At 58.6% G+C, this 19,627-nt stretch carries 19 protein-coding genes; 7 read left to right on the forward strand and 12 right to left on the reverse strand.

Annotated features, from left to right (window positions below; genetic code table 11):
- Position 1: 1 nt before the first annotated feature.
- From ileS to ispH, 4 genes are all read left to right on the forward strand, one after another.
- Entirely contained in the window at positions 2 to 2,833 is a 2,832-nt protein-coding gene (ileS, locus tag ACWKV7_RS20310; protein WP_483859513.1) for an isoleucine--tRNA ligase, read from the forward strand.
- Positions 2,826 to 3,332: a signal peptidase II gene (lspA, locus tag ACWKV7_RS20315; protein WP_483859514.1), complete on the forward strand. Its 507-nt coding sequence runs from the start codon at positions 2,826 to 2,828 to the stop codon at positions 3,330 to 3,332. The genes ileS and lspA overlap by 8 nt, the downstream gene beginning before the upstream one ends.
- Complete coding sequence (locus ACWKV7_RS20320; protein WP_483859515.1) at positions 3,325 to 3,762, forward strand: FKBP-type peptidyl-prolyl cis-trans isomerase; 438 nt, start codon at positions 3,325 to 3,327, stop codon at positions 3,760 to 3,762. The genes lspA and ACWKV7_RS20320 overlap by 8 nt, the downstream gene beginning before the upstream one ends.
- 74 nt (positions 3,763 to 3,836) lie before the next feature.
- Positions 3,837 to 4,781: a 4-hydroxy-3-methylbut-2-enyl diphosphate reductase gene (ispH, locus tag ACWKV7_RS20325; protein ID WP_483859516.1), complete on the forward strand. Its 945-nt coding sequence runs from the start codon at positions 3,837 to 3,839 to the stop codon at positions 4,779 to 4,781.
- Between the two features lie 131 nt (positions 4,782 to 4,912).
- Here the strand turns inward: ispH and ACWKV7_RS20330 are convergent, their stop codons facing one another.
- From ACWKV7_RS20330 to ACWKV7_RS20365, 8 genes are all read right to left on the reverse strand, one after another.
- Entirely contained in the window at positions 4,913 to 5,341 is a 429-nt protein-coding gene (locus tag ACWKV7_RS20330; protein ID WP_483859517.1) for a type IV pilin protein, read from the reverse strand.
- Between the two features lie 2 nt (positions 5,342 to 5,343).
- Positions 5,344 to 5,637: a PilY2 family type 4a fimbrial biogenesis protein gene (locus tag ACWKV7_RS20335; RefSeq protein WP_483859518.1), complete on the reverse strand. Its 294-nt coding sequence runs from the start codon at positions 5,635 to 5,637 to the stop codon at positions 5,344 to 5,346.
- 1 nt (position 5,638) lies between these two features.
- Positions 5,639 to 9,145, reverse strand: coding sequence for a pilus assembly protein (locus tag ACWKV7_RS20340; RefSeq protein WP_483859519.1), 3,507 nt, complete (start codon positions 9,143 to 9,145; stop codon positions 5,639 to 5,641).
- A gap of 11 nt (positions 9,146 to 9,156) precedes the next feature.
- Positions 9,157 to 9,762, reverse strand: coding sequence for a pilus assembly PilX family protein (locus tag ACWKV7_RS20345; RefSeq protein ID WP_483859520.1), 606 nt, complete (start codon positions 9,760 to 9,762; stop codon positions 9,157 to 9,159).
- On the reverse strand, positions 9,759 to 10,562 hold the full coding sequence (locus ACWKV7_RS20350) for a PilW family protein (protein WP_483859521.1): 804 nt from the start codon (positions 10,560 to 10,562) through the stop codon (positions 9,759 to 9,761). The genes ACWKV7_RS20345 and ACWKV7_RS20350 overlap by 4 nt, the downstream gene beginning before the upstream one ends.
- 8 nt (positions 10,563 to 10,570) lie before the next feature.
- Positions 10,571 to 11,095 (reverse strand): type IV pilus modification protein PilV, encoded by a 525-nt coding sequence (pilV, locus tag ACWKV7_RS20355; protein ID WP_483859522.1) that lies wholly within the window; start codon positions 11,093 to 11,095, stop codon positions 10,571 to 10,573.
- Between the two features lie 10 nt (positions 11,096 to 11,105).
- Positions 11,106 to 11,591: a GspH/FimT family pseudopilin gene (locus tag ACWKV7_RS20360; RefSeq protein WP_483859523.1), complete on the reverse strand. Its 486-nt coding sequence runs from the start codon at positions 11,589 to 11,591 to the stop codon at positions 11,106 to 11,108.
- Between the two features lie 119 nt (positions 11,592 to 11,710).
- Entirely contained in the window at positions 11,711 to 12,223 is a 513-nt protein-coding gene (locus ACWKV7_RS20365) for a GspH/FimT family pseudopilin (protein WP_483859524.1), read from the reverse strand.
- 86 nt (positions 12,224 to 12,309) lie between these two features.
- Between ACWKV7_RS20365 and thiO the strand changes: the two genes are divergently transcribed.
- On the forward strand, positions 12,310 to 13,422 hold the full coding sequence (gene thiO / locus ACWKV7_RS20370) for a glycine oxidase ThiO (protein ID WP_483859525.1): 1,113 nt from the start codon (positions 12,310 to 12,312) through the stop codon (positions 13,420 to 13,422).
- Positions 13,423 to 13,429: 7 nt separating this feature from the next.
- Here thiO and ACWKV7_RS20375 read toward each other — a convergent pair whose 3' ends face one another.
- From ACWKV7_RS20375 to bamD, 4 genes are all read right to left on the reverse strand, one after another.
- Positions 13,430 to 14,767, reverse strand: a complete 1,338-nt coding sequence (locus ACWKV7_RS20375) for a sigma-54-dependent transcriptional regulator (protein WP_483859526.1) — start codon at positions 14,765 to 14,767, stop codon at positions 13,430 to 13,432.
- Positions 14,768 to 14,769: 2 nt separating this feature from the next.
- Positions 14,770 to 16,362 (reverse strand): sensor histidine kinase, encoded by a 1,593-nt coding sequence (locus ACWKV7_RS20380; protein WP_483859527.1) that lies wholly within the window; start codon positions 16,360 to 16,362, stop codon positions 14,770 to 14,772.
- Positions 16,352 to 16,579, reverse strand: coding sequence for a PP0621 family protein (locus tag ACWKV7_RS20385; RefSeq protein WP_483859528.1), 228 nt, complete (start codon positions 16,577 to 16,579; stop codon positions 16,352 to 16,354). Before ACWKV7_RS20385 ends, ACWKV7_RS20380 begins: the two co-directional genes overlap by 11 nt.
- Before the next feature lie 203 nt (positions 16,580 to 16,782).
- Positions 16,783 to 17,766 carry an outer membrane protein assembly factor BamD gene (gene bamD / locus ACWKV7_RS20390; RefSeq protein WP_483859529.1) on the reverse strand — a complete coding sequence of 328 codons (984 nt, stop codon included), beginning with the start codon at positions 17,764 to 17,766 and terminating at the stop codon, positions 16,783 to 16,785.
- A 147-nt stretch (positions 17,767 to 17,913) separates the two neighbouring features.
- On the opposite strand from bamD, the gene rluD reads away from it, so the two are divergent.
- Positions 17,914 to 18,888, forward strand: coding sequence for a 23S rRNA pseudouridine(1911/1915/1917) synthase RluD (gene rluD / locus ACWKV7_RS20395; RefSeq protein ID WP_483859530.1), 975 nt, complete (start codon positions 17,914 to 17,916; stop codon positions 18,886 to 18,888).
- An 8-nt stretch (positions 18,889 to 18,896) separates the two neighbouring features.
- On the forward strand, positions 18,897 to 19,619 hold the full coding sequence (gene pgeF / locus ACWKV7_RS20400) for a peptidoglycan editing factor PgeF (protein WP_483859547.1): 723 nt from the start codon (positions 18,897 to 18,899) through the stop codon (positions 19,617 to 19,619).
- Positions 19,620 to 19,627 lie beyond the last annotated feature (8 nt).

Consider the following 19,627-nt stretch of genomic DNA (forward strand, 5'->3'; position numbering starts at 1 on the left):
CATGACCGATTACAAAGCGACCCTCAATCTGCCGGATACGGCGTTTCCGATGAAGGCCGGTCTGCCCCAGCGCGAGCCGGAGACCCTGGCGCGTTGGAACAGTATTGGCCTGTATCAGAAGCTGCGGCAGATCGGCGAGGGCCGCCCGAAGTTCGTGTTGCACGATGGCCCGCCCTATGCCAACGGCAGCATCCACATCGGTCATGCGCTGAACAAGATCCTCAAGGACATCATCACCCGTTCCAAGACCCTGGCCGGTTTCGATGCGCCCTACGTGCCGGGCTGGGACTGCCACGGCCTGCCGATCGAGCACAAGGTCGAAACCACCTTCGGCAAGAACCAGCCGGCCGACCTGACGCGCGAGCGCTGCCGAGCCTACGCTGCCGAGCAGGTCGAGGAACAGAAAGCTGGTTTCATTCGCCTGGGCGTGCTGGGCGAGTGGGACAACCCCTACCTGACCATGAACTTCGCCAACGAGGCCGGTGAAATCCGCGCCCTGGCGGAAATGGTCAAGAATGGCTTCGTGTTCAAGGGCCTGAAGCCGGTCAACTTCTGTTTCGACTGCGGTTCGGCACTGGCCGAGGCCGAGGTCGAATACCAGGATAAAGAGTCGGATGCCATCGATGTGGCCTTCCCGGTAGAGGACGCGGACAAGCTTGCCGCGGCCTTTGGCCTAGCCAGCCTGGGCAAGCCGGCCAGCATCGTCATCTGGACCACCACGCCTTGGACCATCCCGGCCAACCAGGCGCTGAACGTGAACCCCGAGTTCAGCTACGCGCTGGTCGACGTTGGCGAGCGCCTGCTGCTGCTGGCCGAGGAGCTGGTCGAGGGCTGCCTGCAGCGTTACGGCCTGCAAGGCGAGGTGCTCGCCACTGCGGCAGGCAGCGCGCTGGAGCTGATCCGTTTCCGCCATCCGCTGTACGAACGCTTTTCGCCGGTCTACCTGGCCGACTATGTCGAGCTGGGGGCCGGCACCGGTGTCGTGCACTCCGCGCCGGCCTATGGAGAAGACGACTTCCGTACCTGCAAGCAGTACGGCATGAGCAATGACGATATCTTCAATCCGGTGCAGAGCAACGGCGTGTATGTCGACTCGCTGCCGTTCTTCGGTGGCCAGTTCATCTGGAAGGCCAACCCGAACATCGTCGCCAAGCTCAAGGAAGTCGGCGCGCTGCTCAAGCATGAGGCGATCCAGCATAGCTATATGCATTGCTGGCGGCACAAGTCCCCGTTGATCTACCGTGCCACGGCGCAGTGGTTCGTGGGCATGGACAAGCAACCGAACCACGGTGCCACCTTGCGTCAGCGCTCGCTGGCCGCCATCGAGCAGACCCGGTTCGTCCCCGCCTGGGGCCAGGCCCGCCTGCACAGCATGATCGCCGACCGCCCGGACTGGTGCATCTCGCGCCAGCGCAACTGGGGCGTGCCGATTCCCTTCTTCACGCACAAGGAGAGCGGTGAACTGCACCCGCGCACCGTCGAGCTGATGGAGCAGGTCGCCCAGCGTGTCGAGAAGGAAGGCATCGAGGCCTGGTTCAAGCTCGACGCCGCCGAGCTGCTGGGTGACGATGCGGGCCAGTACGACAAGAGCCGGGACACCCTGGACGTGTGGTTCGATTCCGGAACCACGCACTGGCACGTATTGCGCGGCTCGCACGACCTCGGTCATCACGGAGGCCCGCGCGCCGACCTCTACCTGGAAGGCTCCGACCAGCATCGTGGCTGGTTCCATTCATCGCTGCTGACCGGCTGTGCCATCGACGGGCACGCACCGTACAAGGAACTGCTGACCCACGGCTTCACCGTCGATGAGCAGGGCCGCAAGCAATCCAAGTCCCTGGGCAACGTCGTCGCACCGCAGAAGGTCATCGACAGCCTGGGCGCCGATATCCTGCGCCTGTGGGTCGCGTCCACCGACTACTCCGGCGAGATGGCGGTATCCGACCAGATCCTTCAACGCAGCGCCGACGCCTACCGGCGTATCCGCAACACCACGCGCTTCCTGCTTTCCAACCTCAACGGCTTCGATCCCGCCAAGGATCTGCTGCCGGCCGACCAGATGCTCGACCTCGACCGCTGGGCGGTCGATGCCACGGCGCGCCTGCAGGCGGAGATCATCGAAGCATACAGCGAGTATCGTTTCTGGAACGTCTACTCCAAAGTGCACAACTTCTGTGTGCAGGAGCTGGGTGGCTTTTATCTCGATATCATCAAGGACCGTCAGTACACCACCGCCGCCGACAGCGTGGCGCGTCGCTCCTGCCAGAGCGCGCTCTACCACATTGCCGAGGCGCTGGTGCGCTGGATCGCGCCGATCCTGTCTTTCACCGCCGACGAAATCTGGCAGTTCCTGCCGGGCGAGCGCAACGAGTCGGTCATGCTGAATACCTGGTACGCAGGTCTGGAGCGCCTGCCGCAAGGCTTCGAGCTGGATCGCGAGTACTGGGACCGGATCATGGCGGTGAAGGCTGCCGTCAACAAGGAGTTGGAGAATCTGCGGGCGGCCAAGGCCATCGGCGGCAGCCTGCAGGCGGAAGTCACCCTGTATGGCGACGAGTCGCTGCAGGCGGCCCTGGCCCAACTGGGCGACGAGCTGCGCTTTGCGCTGATCACTTCCGCCGCCGCTACCGCGCCGCTGGCCGATGCGCCGGCGGATGCGGTCAGCAGCGAGCTGTCCGGGCTCAAGCTGAAGATCGTCAAGTCCGCCCATGCCAAGTGCGGCCGCTGCTGGCACTTCCGTGCCGATGTCGGTGCCAACGCTGCCCATCCCGAGCTGTGCGAGCGCTGCGTGAGCAACATCGAAGGCCCAGGCGAGGTGCGCAAGCATGTCTGATGCGCGTTTCGGGCGCCTGGTGTGGTTGTGGCTGGCTGTGCTGGTATTCGTTCTCGACCAGGGCAGCAAGCAGTTGGTACTGCAGTTGCTCGACTATGGTCAGCGCGTCACAGTGCTCGACGGTTATTTCGACTGGACTCACGTGTATAACCGGGGTGCCGCGTTCAGCTTTCTGGCCGGCGAGTCCGGTTGGCAGCGCTGGTTGTTCGCCGCCATCGCCGTAGGCGTCAGCAGCGTGCTGGTGGTCTGGTTGAAGCGTCTCAAGCGCGACGAAACCTGGCTGGCCATTGCCCTGGCGCTGGTGCTCGGCGGTGCGCTGGGCAATCTCTATGACCGCGTAGTCTATGGCCACGTCGTCGATTTCATCCTGGTGCACTGGCAGAACCGCTGGTATTTCCCGGCCTTCAACCTGGCTGACAGTGCCATCACGGTCGGCGCCATCATGCTGGCGCTAGACATGTTCAAGAGTCATAAGTCCGGAGAGCCCGCCCATGACTGAGCAACGCATTGGTCCGGATAAGGAAGTCACCCTGCACTTTGCCCTCAAGCTCGCTTCTGGCGAAGTGGTGGACAGCACCTTCGACAAGCGCCCGGCGACCTTCAAGGTCGGAGACGGCAACCTGTTGCCCGGCTTCGAGCAGGCACTGTACGGCTTCAAGGCCGGCGACAAGCGCGTGCTGCAGATCGAGCCGGAGCAGGGCTTTGGCCAGCCCAATCCGCAGAACGTACAAGTCATGCCGCGTAGCCAGTTCGATGGCATGGAGCTCGGAGAGGGGCTGATGGTGATCTTCCAGGATGCTGCGAATGCCGAGCTTCCCGGAGTGGTCAAAGCGTTCGACGACAGACAGGTGACCGTCGACTTCAACCATCCGCTGGCCGGCAAGAGCCTCTCCTTCGAAGTGGAAGTCATCGAGGTCAAGCCCGCCTAGCGGACATGCCCTCCACCGGAGTGGGGGAGGGCGCATACTCGTTTCAATCTTCGCGCGACGATCCGAGAGCAAGCATGCAAATCAAACTCGCCAATCCCCGTGGCTTCTGCGCTGGCGTCGATCGCGCCATCGAAATCGTCAATCGCGCCCTGGAAGTCTTCGGCCCGCCGATCTATGTCCGCCACGAAGTGGTGCACAACAAATTCGTCGTCGAAGACCTGCGCTCCCGTGGCGCAGTTTTCGTCGAAGAACTCGACCAGGTGCCCGATGATGTCATCGTCATTTTCAGCGCCCATGGCGTCTCCCAGGCGGTACGCAAGGAAGCGGAGCAGCGCGGCCTGAAGGTATTCGACGCCACCTGCCCGCTGGTCACCAAAGTGCATATCGAGGTTGCCCGTTACAGCCGCGACGGTCGCGAATGCATCCTGATCGGCCACGCTGGTCATCCCGAAGTGGAAGGCACCATGGGCCAGTACGACCGCAGCAACGGCGGTGAAATCTACCTGGTGGAAGACGAAGCCGACGTCGAGCGCCTGCAGGTTCGCGATCCCGAATCGCTGGCATTCGTCACCCAGACGACGCTGTCGATGGACGACACCAGCCGGGTCATCGACGCCCTGCGCCGCCGCTTCCCCAACATCGGCGGTCCACGCAAGGACGACATCTGCTACGCCACGCAGAATCGCCAGGATGCGGTCAAGCAGCTGGCGGCGGAGTGCGATGTGTTGCTGGTCGTGGGAAGTCCGAATAGCTCCAACTCCAATCGTCTCCGGGAATTGGCAGAGCGCATGGGTACGCCGGCGTATCTGATCGATGGGGCGGCGGACATGAACAAGGAGTGGTTCGATGGGGTTGATCAAATAGGAATTACTGCAGGCGCGTCGGCTCCAGAGGTCTTGGTGCAAGAGGTGGTGGCTCGATTGCGCAGTTGGGGGGGGGGAGGTGTTGAGGAGTTGCCAGGTACAGAGGAGGGTATTACGTTCTCTGTCCCGAAAGAGTTACGAGTCAGAATGCTCTGAAGAAGCCCGGTGGCTTCAAAGATTGCTGGGCAAGATCAAGAAAAAACCGATGCCGGATATCTGCATCGGTTTCGACGGGCTCCAGCGGAGCCCGGTGTTGGATTACCGCTTGTTTAAAACTACCTACACCTTCAGCGCCAGCAGTCGCTTAAGGTTTTTTTGCTACCACTGCGGCTTTTTTTACCGATAGCCGTCAAGCCAAGGTTTCCGCAAGCTGTGTCGTGAAATTGCTGGTTTGCCGTCAAGGTATAACCACCATCATCATTTGCCTTGCTTACTATTAATGTATATTTCCCCGTCTCCGAGCTAACCGTTGCGCCGGTCGTCCCCCTTAGATTTAATTTGGCTATATCGGCTTGGTTTGTTATATATACGTTGTTCTGAGAGAAATACCGCTCTTGGGCTGCCGCTGCCTCGCTTAGCAGAGCCTGTCCCTCTGTTCGGTTGCCACGTTTGACATACTCGTCATAGCTAGGAAACGCCACCGCGGCAAGTATGGCTATCATGGCCACCACTATCATCATTTCGATTAAGGTAAAACCTTTTTCGTTGGCTTTCATTGTCATTCCGCTACTTCCGGATTGCTCTGGACTATATATAAGGACTCAATGACTGGCATTGGAGAGCTAGTCGAGCCTGAGAAAGAAACCAGCTGTCCGACTTTCAATTGAAACAATGCGGGTGCATCTGCAAATAGGACCTGATTGGGTAATGCATAAAGCTTGTCGTCAATGACCACAATATTTTTCTCGACTCGAATTTCCTGAACTGTGCCGACTTCTTCGAAGTCGGCAGCTAGTGCGAGAGGGCCTATTATAGCCAGAAAAAAAGCGACTGCAGTGCGAATTACAAGCATGTCAGTAGTCCTCTATTGTGCGCCAGGTCTGGCGTCCTGTGCTGTTCGGGCCGGGGTTGAATTCAATGCACTCATCGGAGGTGCATGCTTCAGGCTGCCGACTTTCATTCTGAGTAATTGTCAGGCCACCTAGGCCATCCTGTTGGAAGCCGGAAACAACTTGACCGTTATAGTCCGAAGTGCCATCAAGGGTAGTAGTGCTTCGAGACAAGTTGAAGACTGTGAAGCTTGTTCGGCCCCCTGTATGGGGGTCGATACCATATGTCCAAGACGTGGAACCATCAGCGCATGGATCGTCGTTAGGGGTAAGGGTCTGGAAGAGGAGGACCTGCCCAGCAGCAAACATGTCCTCCAAGACCATCTCGCCTTTCTTGGCACCACTTACGGCAAGATCAAGCCTCCAACCAAAGTGATTGACGTCACCCGTTGAAGTGCCGCTACTGCCGTCTTTATACCACTTTGGCGTATTTTGACTGATCAACCTTATGTTGCGCGCAACTTTGCCAAAGCTCGAGCTGGTTTCCAATGTCATGGTTTGTTCAAGCAGTTGGCTGCGCTGAATGCTTGGTGTGCTGTTGGCGCTTTCACCGCGGGTCTGGCGATCCCAAATACCATAAAGCGTCATCGCTCGAGTGGTGTCCGCTTGTGCGTCATCATCTTCGAAGTATTTGCCGGACCCAACGACGACTACGTAACCGGTACGAGTAGGGTGGCGAACCAAGGATGGCGGGGCTGTTATCGGTTGGCGGGTTCCGTTCGCCGCTGTGGCGCGGAACAGCGGCGCTCCACTGAACGATACCTTGAATTGGTTTGCCGAAACTTTCCCTGGCTTAAGCGGATCCACTTGGGGGTTCGCGGCTGGGTTGTCGTTTCGAACACTGCCAATCAGGTCAAAGCGCCAAACGCTCCCTTGGAGATCGCCCGCATAGGCATAATCTGCTATTCCATCGCTGTTATTGTCCGCTAATTTCGGCGTGGACAGGCCATTCGCTATTCCTTCGATTCCCTTGACTTCGAGCTTGCTAATAAGTTGGCCTGTCTTGATATTGATCATCAAGAGTGCCGCCTTGTCATTATCACTTCCGTAGCCATTGCCGAGCACCGCAGCCCATTCGCCGCTATGCAGGCGAGCAATAGTGGGTTTTGCGAAGGTATAGCCAAGGTCAGGGTCGGTGGTTGCATCATATTCCCAGAGCAACTTGACCTGGCTGGGGTTGGTTACGTCGAGCGCAAAGAGGCCACGTCCGCCTGCGCCTAGGGTGCCAACCAGCACGGTTCGCCATTGCCCGTCAAAGTAGACGTCGGCTGTCACTGGGGTTGCATCGACAAAGTACTGGTGTGCGCCTCCCTGATAGCCTACACCGGTAAGCCGATTGAGCTTTTCATAAACGGCTGTGGGAATAAAGGCGAACTCCTCTTCGCCGGTAGCTGTATTGAAACCATGTAGCATTCCGTCGTTTGCGCCCACGTATACTCGGGGCGTGCGACTCTGCATTGCGCTCTTGAAGGCTGCATAGTCGCCGCCTGGTTCGATGGGGTCGGCCAGATAGGCTAGATATTGTGCTGGGCCGACTACTGCGGGAGATGAGTGAACAATATCGCCCAATACAGAATGCCTCTTGCGGAAATCCTTGTCCTCAAGACTACGATCACCTCGGATAAACTCGAGACGCTTCGCTCCATTGCTATCGGCTTGGTTGTTTTTATCCGGATTTCTATTGAGTAACTGTCCAAGCGGATCGTTCTGAACGTTTGCCCAGGTAAATGGCTTTAGCTTGGTGCTGCTGGTCGCTTCCTGGCTGGAGACGTAGATATTGCGGCCGCTACTGGCTTTGGCATCCAGCTTGTCAGCTGCGCTCCATTCCTGGGTTTTAACTGATCCATTCGCCGTGGTTTCTACTTTGTTACGGACAAGGTCGCCGGCCCAGTTCTTATCGCTAGCGAAACTGGACTGGTAGCCATAACGAACAAATTTGTCGCCTGTGCCATCGTTGGTTAAGGCTGATGACATGGCAGGTTTCGCAGCAGAGGTTTTGCGTTCTGCTATTCGAGTCAAAATCTTGGCGAACGCATTTACCAGCGTGTCGGGTGCGTCAGCGCTAAAGAACTCTCCTCGCGAGTTGATGGCTGCGTGCCAGAGATCGTACACGTTGCCAGGAATCGTATCATTTCCAATACCGGGCCAAGTCTTTGTTCCTGTCATTAGTTCTTCATAATTTGCGAATGTGCTGCCTTGCCATGTCGGTGCGGTCGACAATGTCAGGGAGTTGGACAGGCCCACGCCCACCATGTAGTTGACCATGTGCTGCCAAGTGGCGGGATTGTTTCGTGGGTCAGTGTAATCTTTACTGTCATTGCCGCTCTTGAAAGCGGTATATGCCTTTAGCTTGTTATCGATCCCAGGTCGAAGGTCGGTTGCCCAATATAGAAACGCTAGGTCGGCTAGGGAGCTATCATTATCATCTTTATAGGGGGCAATAGGCGTATAAGCCTTGCCATCCGGCAGGGTTCGGCCTTGGTTATCCACATTTCCCGGAGTTACGCTGCGACCGTTCCAGATGCCGTCGGTCATCATGATGTGATAGCTAGCGCGGCAAGAATACGTTTTCCCGTCGTCACTTGCGTACGCGGTAGAGTTGTTTTGTAAAAATTGTCCTGCCCGGTTCAGGGCAGAGTGTAGCGGCGTTCCGCCGTTTGCTGGACTGTCGGCGAGCCATTGAAAAAAATTCACGCGATGTTGCTTATTGAATTGCTTCAGCGCGTTGTACTGGCAACCACTAATGTTACCACCAATGCTGCAAGAGTTTAGGGCGCCCCAGGTCAACCGTACGCTTTCTGGTAGTCGATAAAATGCCAGGTTTGCTGCGGTTTTTGTAGCTAGAATACGATTTCGATAAAAAGAGTACCAGATTGCAAAGTTTCGCTCTTGTGCGGAACCTTGAACAAAGTTGTGGGTGTAGCAACTGTTCGTTGTGTTCGGTTTGGTTGGGCAGGTTCCGCTCGGCTTGTAAGTATAATAATACGCACGGCTATAGCTTCCGGTGCAGTTGTCAAGGCAATTTAGCCATGCATTGTTCCCCCATTGGGCCCTATAACTGGTGGACAGGTTTGTCGTGCCTTTCGAAGTGTCGTAGCCATCTATCCAGGCAGCGGTAAACGGTGGTTCCGCGTAATTCGTGATTGCTACTTCGCCATTGGATAGAGAAACCTTCTTTGGCACTTCATAGGTGTAGTTGGGGTCGTAATACATTGCGTTGTAATCATTGGAGCGCGCTGCACGACGACCACTATCTCCTGAGATGCCATCCGGTACATAGGCCCAAGCCATACTGCCCGAGTCGTCCAAAGTAAACAGTAGGTTCGGGGCAACACCTTGGGTCAAGAAGAGCGGTTGCTGGCTCACGCTTAGAGTAGAAGCTGCTTGAGCCTGCTGGGCCATTGTGAGTATGGTCCAGGCGCAACTTGCTGCCAGCAAGCTCTTTCCGGCGCTTGCGATTCTGGTATTCATACGTGCTCCAATCAATTGGTGTAGAGGCGCGCGTGGGCCGCCTGGAGAATGGTTTGATTGCCGGCCTTGTTCTCGGCCTTGCTATTAGTTTCGTAATAGAAGGTGCCAATCCCCCGCATCATGTTGCCGTATTCAGGATTTTCAGCTTCGTTGTTCTGCTCTCCAGCAGGGACGGGGAAGGTATGCCAGACCGCCGTTCGATCAGTGTCGATCTTGGTGATGTTGTCAGGATCGGTACCGCGATAACGCATCCAAAGTCGATTGGCGCCGGTTTCGGTTTTACCTGTTAGTGCCTTATTGGGGTCGTCATGTATCGCGGCGCGCGAAACGCCTATGGTGTCAAGATGCAATACGCAGGGGCGAATAGCATTGCTATCGGCGCAACCCGTGCCCGGCTCCGGAGGAGTGATGGTATTGAAGAAGCGGCGTTCGCCCTCCCTCAAACCGGCTTCCGCCACATTCAATAGGCGACTCTGCTCAACTACGTTTCCTGTAATACGACTTTCAAGGGTAACTTCGCGCATATTGGATATTGCTAGCAAAGTTACTACTAACAAAATAACCAGCGCGATGATCAGGGTGGCGCCCTTTTGTTGGGATGGTGGTCGGTAAGTCATGGCATCAGATTCCTAAGGGTCTGGTTTCCTTGGGCTAGCTGGTAGAGGCGACCATTTTCGTTCGCTTCCAGTGCGCTTTTACTATCCGGATATATAGTCATCCATTCCTTACGCGCCAAACTGTCATCGCCGTCTCGCAAATATTTGGCTTCTGTTGCTGCTAGGGCGGAGTACCGTAAGGCGCGAATGGGGCGGCCAGCTAATGCATCTGCCGTTACAAAACTATCTACACTGCGATCCGCTTTATTGGGGCCAATACCGAATTCGAACCTGAGGTCCGCCAATCCGCTGATGAGTTCGGCGCCATTGCAGAGTAGCATCCCAGGTTCGCCCTGGTCCCCAGGTACAAAAGTCAATCTGGTAACAACTGGATTTGCCGCTGCGAAAGGTTCATCCGGAATGCCGGCGATTTCGTTGCCAAGGCAATCATGCTCGCCTTTCCTGGCCGGTTGGTAGCGTATACATATTCCATACTCGCCGGCTTTCTTCGCCTTTGCTAAGGTGATCGACTCGCCGGCTGCGAAGGTTTCGCAGTCTGCGGGAGCATCCGCCTTGAACGCATTTTCAAAAAGGTTGTCCGGCATGCGACGGTAGCCAGTCTTTGTCAGCTGTTGCTCCAGCAGGAGTAAAGTGAACCGACTATTTTCTTGGTTGCTTGCCTGTCCCTGTTGGAATAGGTAGTTGCGCTTATTGTCGATATAGATTTGGGTAATCCCCAGTATGAGAAAACTGCTGATGGCCAAGGCTACCATCAACTCCACCAAGGAGAGTCCTTTCTCGGCATGGATAAGTCGCATCATGTTAGGCCTCATAGCTCAGAGCGGATACTATAGGTGCAAAGTGTTGGGTCGTTTTCGTTAAAACAGGCCCCGTCAGGTACTCGCCAAGCAATCTGGATTTCGATTGCAGATCCCTTGTTATTGTCGCAGGTGCCGGGTTCGGGGCTCCGACAAACATAGAACTGGCTATTGAGAAGCTCTGTAGCACCAGGAAGAAGTTTTGCCGCGCGCTGAGCCCAGCAGGCAAGTTTGTTCTTGGAGTCTTTCGGCAAAGGGGTGCAGCTAGCTGGCGCGACTGGGAAGTCCTGGCCTTTGGCTTTATAGAAATTCGAGTTGGTTACCAATCGCGCCTTCGCATCCAGCAACTCATCAGTGTCGGACCTCATAATCTCCAGCAAGTCATTGCCGAGCATTGCTGCGGCATTGCGCTGCACAGAGTCCTGAGTGTATTGGATGCTACGACTTTGCATGGTTACCAATCCGAGCACGCCAATGCTGATAAGTACCAGTGCAACCAGAACTTCGATCATGCTGAAGCCTTTTTTGCTCTTCATTATTCAATCCTTAACCACAGCTAGCGGGGGGCTCGTTCGCGGCCTGTAAAGTAATGCGTCCACTGGCATTGACTTTCATTAGACGGCCTTTGGCTGCATTGCCGTCGAAACACACTGCTATTTCCATGGGTGCCGCGGGAGATAGTGTGCCATTTGGAAAGAATGTAAATGTATTCTGGGTGCTGTTGGCAGTCATGCCCTGGTGCGGGAAGCCTTGATGTTCTTGGAGGGTTGTAGCCCCTTCTTTGATACTGAACCCCTTGCCCCAGTCGTTGCCACTATTGGTTTCTAGAGTCACGGACTTTTTCCTTGTCAGTGCTTCGCTACGGGCATAGAGGAAGGCGTTGTAAAGCTCCTCGCTCGCACTTTGTATGCGATTTCGCTCGATCAAGTCTCGAAAGCTGGGCACCGCGATGGTTGCGAAGATTCCAAGCAGGGTCACTACGATCATCAGCTCGACTAGCGTAAACCCTCGGCTGCGATGGAGAACGTACATTTACAGCTCCTATTTTCCGGATGCTGCAATCTTGCACAACGGTACGGCATGTGTCGTTGTCGCTTTGACGGTCGGTTTCAGGAGGCGGATGACTGGCGTCGGCAGTGTGACCGGGTTCGCTATTGCGCCCTGCATCGGGCGGCGGCTTCTTTGACCTGGTTGGGATTGCCCGGTCCCAGCCGGCCTTGCCGGTTCAGGACACCAAGCCAGCGGAGGGCTTTCTGGTGGCATTGCAGAAAGCGTCCGTTGCTGATCGAACTCGTGCCGTTAGGGAAGTAGCGGATGCTTCGTGTGAAGCCATGCCATTTCAAGCTTGCCGGTATGTCAGTGAAAGCTTGATGGTCTATTACACGGCTGTCCTTGATGATTCGTGTCAGCCACCCCTTGTTCCAATCGGACTGACAAGTCATGCCATCGGCGGAGGCGCACACCTCCACATCGCTTTTTTGTAGGATTGCATAGGCGCGGGCATTTTGCAGGGAGCTAATCAGCGCTTCCCGTCTTGCTGTAAGTTGATTTTCGATGAAAAGTTCGGCGAGGCTTGGAAGCGCGATGCTGGACAGCAGGCTGATTAAGGCGAGAGTTACGATCAGCTCAAATAGGGTGACGCCATTCTGCGAGTGTGCCGTCATGATCAAATCCTTTTGATATATGAACCCTCCATGGGCGTCTATAGGAAACCATTCTGCACAGAGGTGAGCAAGCGTTGATAGATCGAATGCGTGGGGCGGCAACCGATGTGTTGATTGTTGGGGGAGGGGTGATTGGTCTTCTGACCGCTCTTGAGTTGGCGGACGACGGAGTTCGGGTAATGGTCTTGGATCGGCAGGAGGCCGGGAAGGAAGCCTCTTGGGCGGGAGGAGGGATCGTTTCGCCGTTATATCCCTGGCGTTACCCGACGCCCGTCACCGCATTGGCCCATTGGTCACAAGGTTTCTATCCCCTCTTGGCCGAGCGACTGCTCCGAAGGGCGGGCATTGATGCGCAAGTTTCAGTAAGTGGCTTGTATTGGCTTGATCTTGATGATGAGAAAGAGGCGCTTGAGTGGGCGAGTCGGGAGGGGAGGTCAATGTGTTCCGTGGGTATGGAAGCTGTCAGGTCTGCCATCCCCGCGCTTGGCCCGAGTTTTTCTCACGCAATTCATATGTCGGAAATCGCTAATGTTCGTAACCCACGGCTTCTCCGTGCGCTCAAGACTGACTTGGTCGCCCGGGAGAATGTCATCTTACGAGAGCATGTGACTGTTCACGAAATATTGATCGAGCGCGGACGTGCTAAAGGCGTACGCACCTCGGGTGGGGATCTCTTTGCTCCTCATGTGGTGCTGGCGGCTGGCGCCTGGAGCGCTGGTCTTTTGACTCATCTGGGATTGCTGATTCCGGTGGAGCCGGTGAAAGGGCAAATGATTCTCTATAAGTGCGCAGAAAATTTTTTACCGAGTATTGTGTTGGCCCGAGGGCGCTATGCGATTCCTCGGCGCGACGGTCATGTTCTGATAGGCAGTACTCTTGAGTATGAGGGGTTCGACAAGACTCCGTCGCCAGCCGCTCTGAATAGTCTTAAGTCCTCTGCTGTCGAGATGTTGCCAGCGTTGGCGCATACCGAGCCTGTGGGGCATTGGGCGGGGCTGAGACCTGGTTCACCGGAGGGCGTCCCGTTCATTGGGCCGGTTCCGGGCCTTGGTGGACTTTGGCTTAATTGCGGGCACTACCGCAACGGCTTGGTGCTGGGGCCAGCGTCATGCCGGTTGTTAGCCGATCTATTGCTTGGGCGTGAACCCATCGTCAGCCCGTCCCCATATGCACCAGTAGGGCGTCTCAGTACTGTTTAGGACGGTGTCAGTCTATCCCCAGTTTCTTCAACCGATAGCGCATCGAGCGGAAGGTCAAGCCTAGTCGTTGCGCGGCTGCCGTGCGGTTCCAGCGGGTTTCTTCCAGGGCCTGCATGATCAGTTTCCGCTCAATCTCTTCCAGATAGTCTTCGAGGTTGGCGATCTGGGCCAGGCTTGTTTCCCCTGTTTCGGAGGCGCTGGAGGTGTCTGTGAGACGTAGGTCGCGGGCTTGGATCTGGTCGTCCTCGCAGAGGGTGTAGGCCCGCTCGAGCATGTTTTCCAGTTCCCGTACGTTTCCTGGAAAGCGGTAGTTCTTGAGCTTTTCCAGGGCTTCGTCGGTGAGCGTGGCGGGGGGCAGGCCGCTGCCTTCGGCCAGGCGCTTGAGCATCGTGTCGGCAAGTTGGGCGATATCTTCGCGGCGTTCGCGCAGCGGAGGAACGCGCAGTTCGATCACGTTCAGCCGGTAGTAGAGATCCTGGCGGAACCGTTCGGCGGCGACTTCCGCCGCCAGGTCCTTGTGGGTAGCGCAAAGGATGCGCACATCGACGATGTTTTCCTGCTGGCCGCCGACTGCGCGCACGGCTTTTTCCTGGATGGCTCGCAGGAGTTTGACTTGCATCGGCAATGGCAGGTCGGCCACTTCGTCAAGGAACAGGGTGCCGCCATTGGCGGCCTGGAACAGGCCCTGCTTGTCCTCTATCGCTCCGGTAAAACTCCCTTTCTTGTGTCCGAAGAATTCGCTTTCCATCAGTTCGGACGGAATGGCGCCGCAGTTGACCGGCACGAATGGCTGTTCGGCGCGAGGGCCCATTTCATGGATCAGGCGGGCAACCAGTTCCTTGCCGCTACCGGACTCGCCGCTGATGTAGACCGGCGCCTGGCTGCGTGCCAGTTTGGCTATCTGGTTGCGCAGCGTACGCATGGGCGGGGAGTTGCCGAGCAACCGATTGTCCACCGGCGCTTCTTCGCTGTCGGGTGCCCGCAGGCGTAGCGCGGTGGCGACCAGTTCGCGCAGGCGTCCAAGGTCGACGGGTTTGGTCAGGAAATCGAAGGCGCCGGCCTTCAACGAGTTGACCGCCGTGTCCAGGCTGCCATAGGCGGTGATCATGGCCACTGGTACCTGCGGGTGGCGTAGCTGGATGTGTTGCACCAGGTCCAGGCCGGTGCCGTCGGGCAGGCGCATGTCGGTCAGGCACAGGTCGAACGGCTCGCGGGCCAGCCACTCGCGGGCTTCCTTGAGATTGCGGGCGCTGCGGGTGTCGAGCTTCATGCGGCCGAGAGTGATCTCCAGAAGTTCGCGGATATCGGGTTCGTCGTCGACGATCAGGGCTCTTTGGCGGCTCATGTTCAGCTCAGTTTGCGCGGGTGGGCGAAGGTAATGCGGAAGCAGCTCCCGCCTTCTTCGCGAGGTTGGTAGTCGAGGCGGGCCTGGTTGCTCTCGCACAATTCCCTAGAGATATACAAGCCTAGCCCGGTGCCCTTGTTTTCTGTGGTGTAGAAGGGTTCGAAGATGTGCTGTACCTGCTCGGGAGGGACCCCGGCTCCGTCATCCAGAACTTCCAGGACTGGTAGGTCGCTGCTCTTGTCGCGAAACAGCCTGAGCCAGACCTGGCCCTGCTGGTGGCGCTGGGCGCTGTAGCGAAGGCCATTCTGTACCAGATTGGTCAACACTTGGGTTAGTTGGTGTGGGTCCATGCGGGTTTGGATGCTACTGCCGTCGGTTTGCAGGTGCAGTGTCTGGCCCGGGCCGATGGAGCTGCGGAAGTCGCTGGCGAAGCGGTGCAGCCAGTATTTCAGGTCCAGCAACTGCGGCTCGGCCTGGCGCCGGCGGGAGAGCTGTAGCACGTTCTCGATGACTAGGTTCATCCGTCGCGAATGGTCCTGGATGATCTGCGCCAGGCGCAGATCTGGCCCCTCCAGGTTGTCCGATTCCTGCAGCAACTGGGCGGCATGGCTGATGGCGCCTAGCGGATTGCGGATTTCATGGGCGATGCCGGCGGTCAGGCGGCCCAGCGAGGCGAGCTTCAGCTGCTGTGCCTGCTGTGCAATCTGCGAGATATCGTCAAGGAAGATCAAGGTGTGCAGTTCATCGCCGCGCTGTAGCGAAACGAAGCTCGGCTGCAACACCGGGCCGGCCGACGTGCTTTGCAGGCTTTGCGGGCGCAGGGTGGGGTTGTGCAGCCATTGTTGCAGGCGCTTGACCAGCTCTGGACAGTGCGGGTCGAGGATCTTGCCGGTCAGTTCGGTACAGCCGAGCAGCGTGAGAGCCCCTTGGTTGGTAAGCAGCACCCGATGCTGGGCATTCAGGACCAGGATGCCGGTCCGCATGCGTTGCAGGATTTGGGCGTTCAACGCCTCCAGGCTGGCTACATCGGCGGCTCGTTGCTCGGCAAGGGTTTCGCTGAGCTGCAGGCGTCGGCTCAAGCCTTGGACAAACAAGGCTGCCGCGAAGCAGAGGGCGCCGAAGGCGCCAGCCTGCAGGTACTGTCCGGAGGCTGCGGGATGGTTGAGACTGAGGTAGAAGGTCAGATAGATCAGGCCGATGGCGGCTGCGGCGGCAATCAATAGGCCGATACGTCCGCGCAGCAGGATGTTGGCGATGGCGACCGCGACGATCAACAGGTTGCCTATGCCGCTGGGCGTACCCCCTGCTGCATAGAACAGGCCGGACAGCAAGGTCACGTCCAGCAGCGCCAGACTGAAAATCTGCAGTACATGCTTGGGACGTTGTACCAGCACGGCGATCAGGATGTTGGCGATCAGGTATGCCCAGCTGCCGTAGCGGAACATCTGCTCGTTGGCCAGATTGAGCAGTTCATCGTCCAGATCGCTGGAAATCAGCAGTATCAGGAGCAGGCCGATACTCAAGCGATAGAGGTGATAGAGCCTCAGGATGCGTCGGCCGGCAGTACCGCTCAGTGTCAGGCTTTCAGTGATCACTGGGTCGTGAGCCTTGCTCAAGATGGGCTTGGCTGCAGTACCACAGCCGACCTTCCGGCAGCGCATGGTCGCGAGGCACGTGTACGCCACAGTGGGCGCAACGCACCATGGGCGTGGCACCGTCCTGTTTGGCAGTGGGCTGTGCGGGGCGGTTGAAGCGACGCCAGAGCCAAACGGCGGCGGCGATCACGGCGATCCAGAACAACAGGCGGAACATGCCTTTAGACGCTCTATTCATGAACAAGCGGGCAGTTTAGCCAAGGACGACGCGCCAGCACAGCGTTCTGGTTGCGTGCTGTGCGTTGTTCGCTGCGATGTGCGCCAAATTGCCTGGATGGGCGCCGGAGATGGTCCGGGCGAAGAGTGTGGGGTAATGAAAAAGGAGGCCGAAGCCTCCTTTGGCGAAGCGAGTGGGTCTCTTCAGTCGAACAGGCCGAAGGTCAGGTAGCTCCACCAGGAACGCTTCTTCTCTTGCTCCTGATTTTCCGGCTGCAATTCGTCCGGGATTTCCTGTTCGGCGTCTTCATATTGGCGGATCACGTCCTGGCTGGCGCGGGTTTCGCCCGGCGGCAGCGGGGTGTCGGTTTCGATCAGGCCGAGGGTGGCTTTGGCCAGCCAGGAGCGGTTGTCGGCCTCCTCTTCCTGGGGCACGAATTGGCCGCTTTCCAGGCTGGCATGGTCGGGATAGTTCAGCCTCAGGGTTTCGAGGCTGGTGGCGGCCAACTCGTCCAGGGCAAGGCGCTGGTAAGCTTCGGTCATCACTGCCAGGCCGTCGCCGACCGAGGGGGTTTCCTGGAAATTCTCTACCACGTAGCGGCCGCGGTTGGCGGCGGCCACATAGGCCTGGCGCTTCAGGTAGTAGTGGGCTACGTGGATCTCATAGGCGGCCAGCAGGTTGCGCAGATAGATCATGCGCTGCTTGGCGTCCGGTGCGTAGCGGCTGTTGGGGAAGCGGCTGGTGAGCTGGGCGAACTCGTTGTAGGAGTCGCGTGCCGCGCCGGGGTCGCGCTTGGTCATGTCCAGCGGCAGGAAGCGCGCCAGCAGGCCGCGGTCCTGGTCGAACGATGCCAGGCCCTTCAGGTAGTAGGCGTAATCGACGCTGGAATGCTGGGGGTGCAGCCGAATGAAGCGCTCGGCGGCGGACTTGGCGGCTTCCGGCTCGACGTTCTTGTAGTAGGCGTAGATCAGTTCCAGCTGCGCCTGCTCGGCATAGCGGCCGAACGGATAGCGTGACTCCAGGGCCTTCAGCTTGCTGATCGCACTGGTATAGCTGCGATTGTCCAGATCGGCCTGTGCCTGCTGGTACAGCTCGGTCTCGCTCAGATTCTCGTCGACCACTTCCTTGGAGGAGCAGGCGGCGGTGAGGGCGAGGATGGCGATCAGCAGCAGGTGTTTCACTTGCATGGCGGCTTGCGTCCCTGTGACGGCTGGCTGTCTTGGGCGGAGCCGTCCTGTTATGATGGGCGCCCTGGTTTCCCCAGGGCAAAGACGCCGTATTTAACCACAAGCGCGCCGCCGAAACCAAAGGCCGCGCCCCCGCCGTTGCAGAGCATGCCTCCGATTCCCGAGCAAACGATTCAACTCCGTGCCGAGGTGCCGTCCGAACTGGGCGGGCAACGTCTCGACCAAGTCGCCGCCCAGCTGTTCTCCGAGCATTCGCGTTCGCGCCTTGCCGCCTGGATCAAGGACGGCCGGCTCACCGTCGACGGCGCGGTGGTGCGTCCGCGGGATATCGTGCACGGCGGTTCGCTGCTGGAGCTGACCGCCGAGCAGCAGGCCCAGGGCGAGTGGCTGGCGCAGGACATCGCGCTGGATATCGTCTACGAGGATGACCAGTTGCTGGTGCTGAACAAGCCCGCCGGCCTGGTTGTGCATCCGGCCGCAGGACATGCCGACGGCACCCTGCTCAATGCCCTGCTGCACCATGTGCCGGAGCTGATCAACGTGCCGCGCGCTGGCATCGTGCATCGGTTGGACAAGGACACTACCGGCCTGATGGTGGTGGCCAAGACCCTGCAGGCTCAGACGCGGCTGGTGGATCAGTTGCAGAAGCGCACGGTGAGCCGCATCTACGAGTGCATCGTGATCGGCGTGATCACCTCCGGCGGCCGGATCGATGCGCCGATCGGCCGCAGTTCGGCCAATCGCCAGCGCATGGCGGTGATCGAGGGGGGCAAGCCGGCCGTCACGCACTATCGGGTACTGGAGCGTTTTCGCTCCCACACCCACTCGCGGGTCAAGCTGGAAACCGGGCGCACCCACCAGATCCGCGTACACATGACCCATGTCGGCTTTCCGCTGGTTGGCGATCCGCTCTATAGCGGTCGCTTCCGCATCCCGCCTGCTGCCAGCCCGGCTCTGGTGCAGGCGCTCAAGGACTTTCCGCGTCAGGCACTGCATGCCCGCTTTCTCGAGCTGGATCACCCGCTCACGGGGGCTCGCATGAAGTGGGAGGCGCCCTTGCCCGATGACTTCGTGGGCATGCTGGAGCTGTTGCGCCAGGACAGCGAGGCCTTTGTCGGTTGAGCGGCCCACTGCATGACTGGCTGATCCCCGACTGGCCCGCTCCGTCGCGGGTCAGGGCGTGCATCACCACCCGTCGCGGCGGGGTCAGTCGCGCACCTTTCGATACCTTCAACCTCGGCACGCACGTCGATGATGAACCCACCGCCGTGGCGGAAAATCGCGTGCGCCTGGATGACGCGCTGGGGTGTCGGCCGGCCTGGTTGAGCCAGGTTCACGGCATGGTCGTTGTTCCCGCCGACCCGGCTGCTGTGGTTGAGGCGGATGCCAGCTATACCGGCGAGCAGGGCGTCGCTTGCACCGTGCTGACCGCCGATTGCCTGCCGGTATTGTTCTGCGACCGCGCCGGCCAGCGGGTCGCTGCGGCTCATGCCGGCTGGCGCGGCCTGGCCGGCGGCGTACTGGAAGCGACGCTCGATGCGCTGGCGGTGGCGCCGGCCGAGGTGCTGGTGTGGCTCGGTCCTGCCATCGGGCCGGCCGCCTTCGAGGTCGGCCCCGAGGTGCGCGATGCGTTCATCGCCGGTCACGCCGCGGCGGAGGAAGCGTTCCTGCCCAGTCGCAATGCCGGACGCTTCATGGCTGATCTCTATCGGCTCGCTCGCATCCGCCTTGGCGCGCGAGGCGTCACCGCCGTCTATGGTGGAGGGTTTTGCACCTACAGTGATCCTCGCTTCTATTCCTACCGCCGCAGCGCACGCACCGGGCGCTTCGCATCGCTGATCTGGCTGGACTGAGATCTGGC

It is taken from the genome of Zestomonas ipomoeae, from assembly GCF_057128665.1.

Coding starts and splice junctions, on each gene's coding strand:
- ileS (WP_483859513.1), top strand. CDS start 2: ATGACCGATTACAAAGCGACCCTCAATCTGCCGGATACGGCGTTTCCG.
- lspA (WP_483859514.1), top strand. CDS start 2,826: ATGTCTGATGCGCGTTTCGGGCGCCTGGTGTGGTTGTGGCTGGCTGTG.
- ACWKV7_RS20320 (WP_483859515.1), top strand. CDS start 3,325: ATGACTGAGCAACGCATTGGTCCGGATAAGGAAGTCACCCTGCACTTT.
- ispH (WP_483859516.1), top strand. CDS start 3,837: ATGCAAATCAAACTCGCCAATCCCCGTGGCTTCTGCGCTGGCGTCGAT.
- ACWKV7_RS20330 (WP_483859517.1), bottom strand. CDS start 5,341: ATGAAAGCCAACGAAAAAGGTTTTACCTTAATCGAAATGATGATAGTG.
- ACWKV7_RS20335 (WP_483859518.1), bottom strand. CDS start 5,637: ATGCTTGTAATTCGCACTGCAGTCGCTTTTTTTCTGGCTATAATAGGC.
- ACWKV7_RS20340 (WP_483859519.1), bottom strand. CDS start 9,145: ATGAATACCAGAATCGCAAGCGCCGGAAAGAGCTTGCTGGCAGCAAGT.
- ACWKV7_RS20345 (WP_483859520.1), bottom strand. CDS start 9,762: ATGACTTACCGACCACCATCCCAACAAAAGGGCGCCACCCTGATCATC.
- ACWKV7_RS20350 (WP_483859521.1), bottom strand. CDS start 10,562: ATGATGCGACTTATCCATGCCGAGAAAGGACTCTCCTTGGTGGAGTTG.
- pilV (WP_483859522.1), bottom strand. CDS start 11,095: ATGAAGAGCAAAAAAGGCTTCAGCATGATCGAAGTTCTGGTTGCACTG.
- ACWKV7_RS20360 (WP_483859523.1), bottom strand. CDS start 11,591: ATGTACGTTCTCCATCGCAGCCGAGGGTTTACGCTAGTCGAGCTGATG.
- ACWKV7_RS20365 (WP_483859524.1), bottom strand. CDS start 12,223: ATGACGGCACACTCGCAGAATGGCGTCACCCTATTTGAGCTGATCGTA.
- thiO (WP_483859525.1), top strand. CDS start 12,310: ATGCGTGGGGCGGCAACCGATGTGTTGATTGTTGGGGGAGGGGTGATT.
- ACWKV7_RS20375 (WP_483859526.1), bottom strand. CDS start 14,767: ATGAGCCGCCAAAGAGCCCTGATCGTCGACGACGAACCCGATATCCGC.
- ACWKV7_RS20385 (WP_483859528.1), bottom strand. CDS start 16,579: ATGTTCCGCCTGTTGTTCTGGATCGCCGTGATCGCCGCCGCCGTTTGG.
- bamD (WP_483859529.1), bottom strand. CDS start 17,766: ATGCAAGTGAAACACCTGCTGCTGATCGCCATCCTCGCCCTCACCGCC.
- rluD (WP_483859530.1), top strand. CDS start 17,914: ATGCCTCCGATTCCCGAGCAAACGATTCAACTCCGTGCCGAGGTGCCG.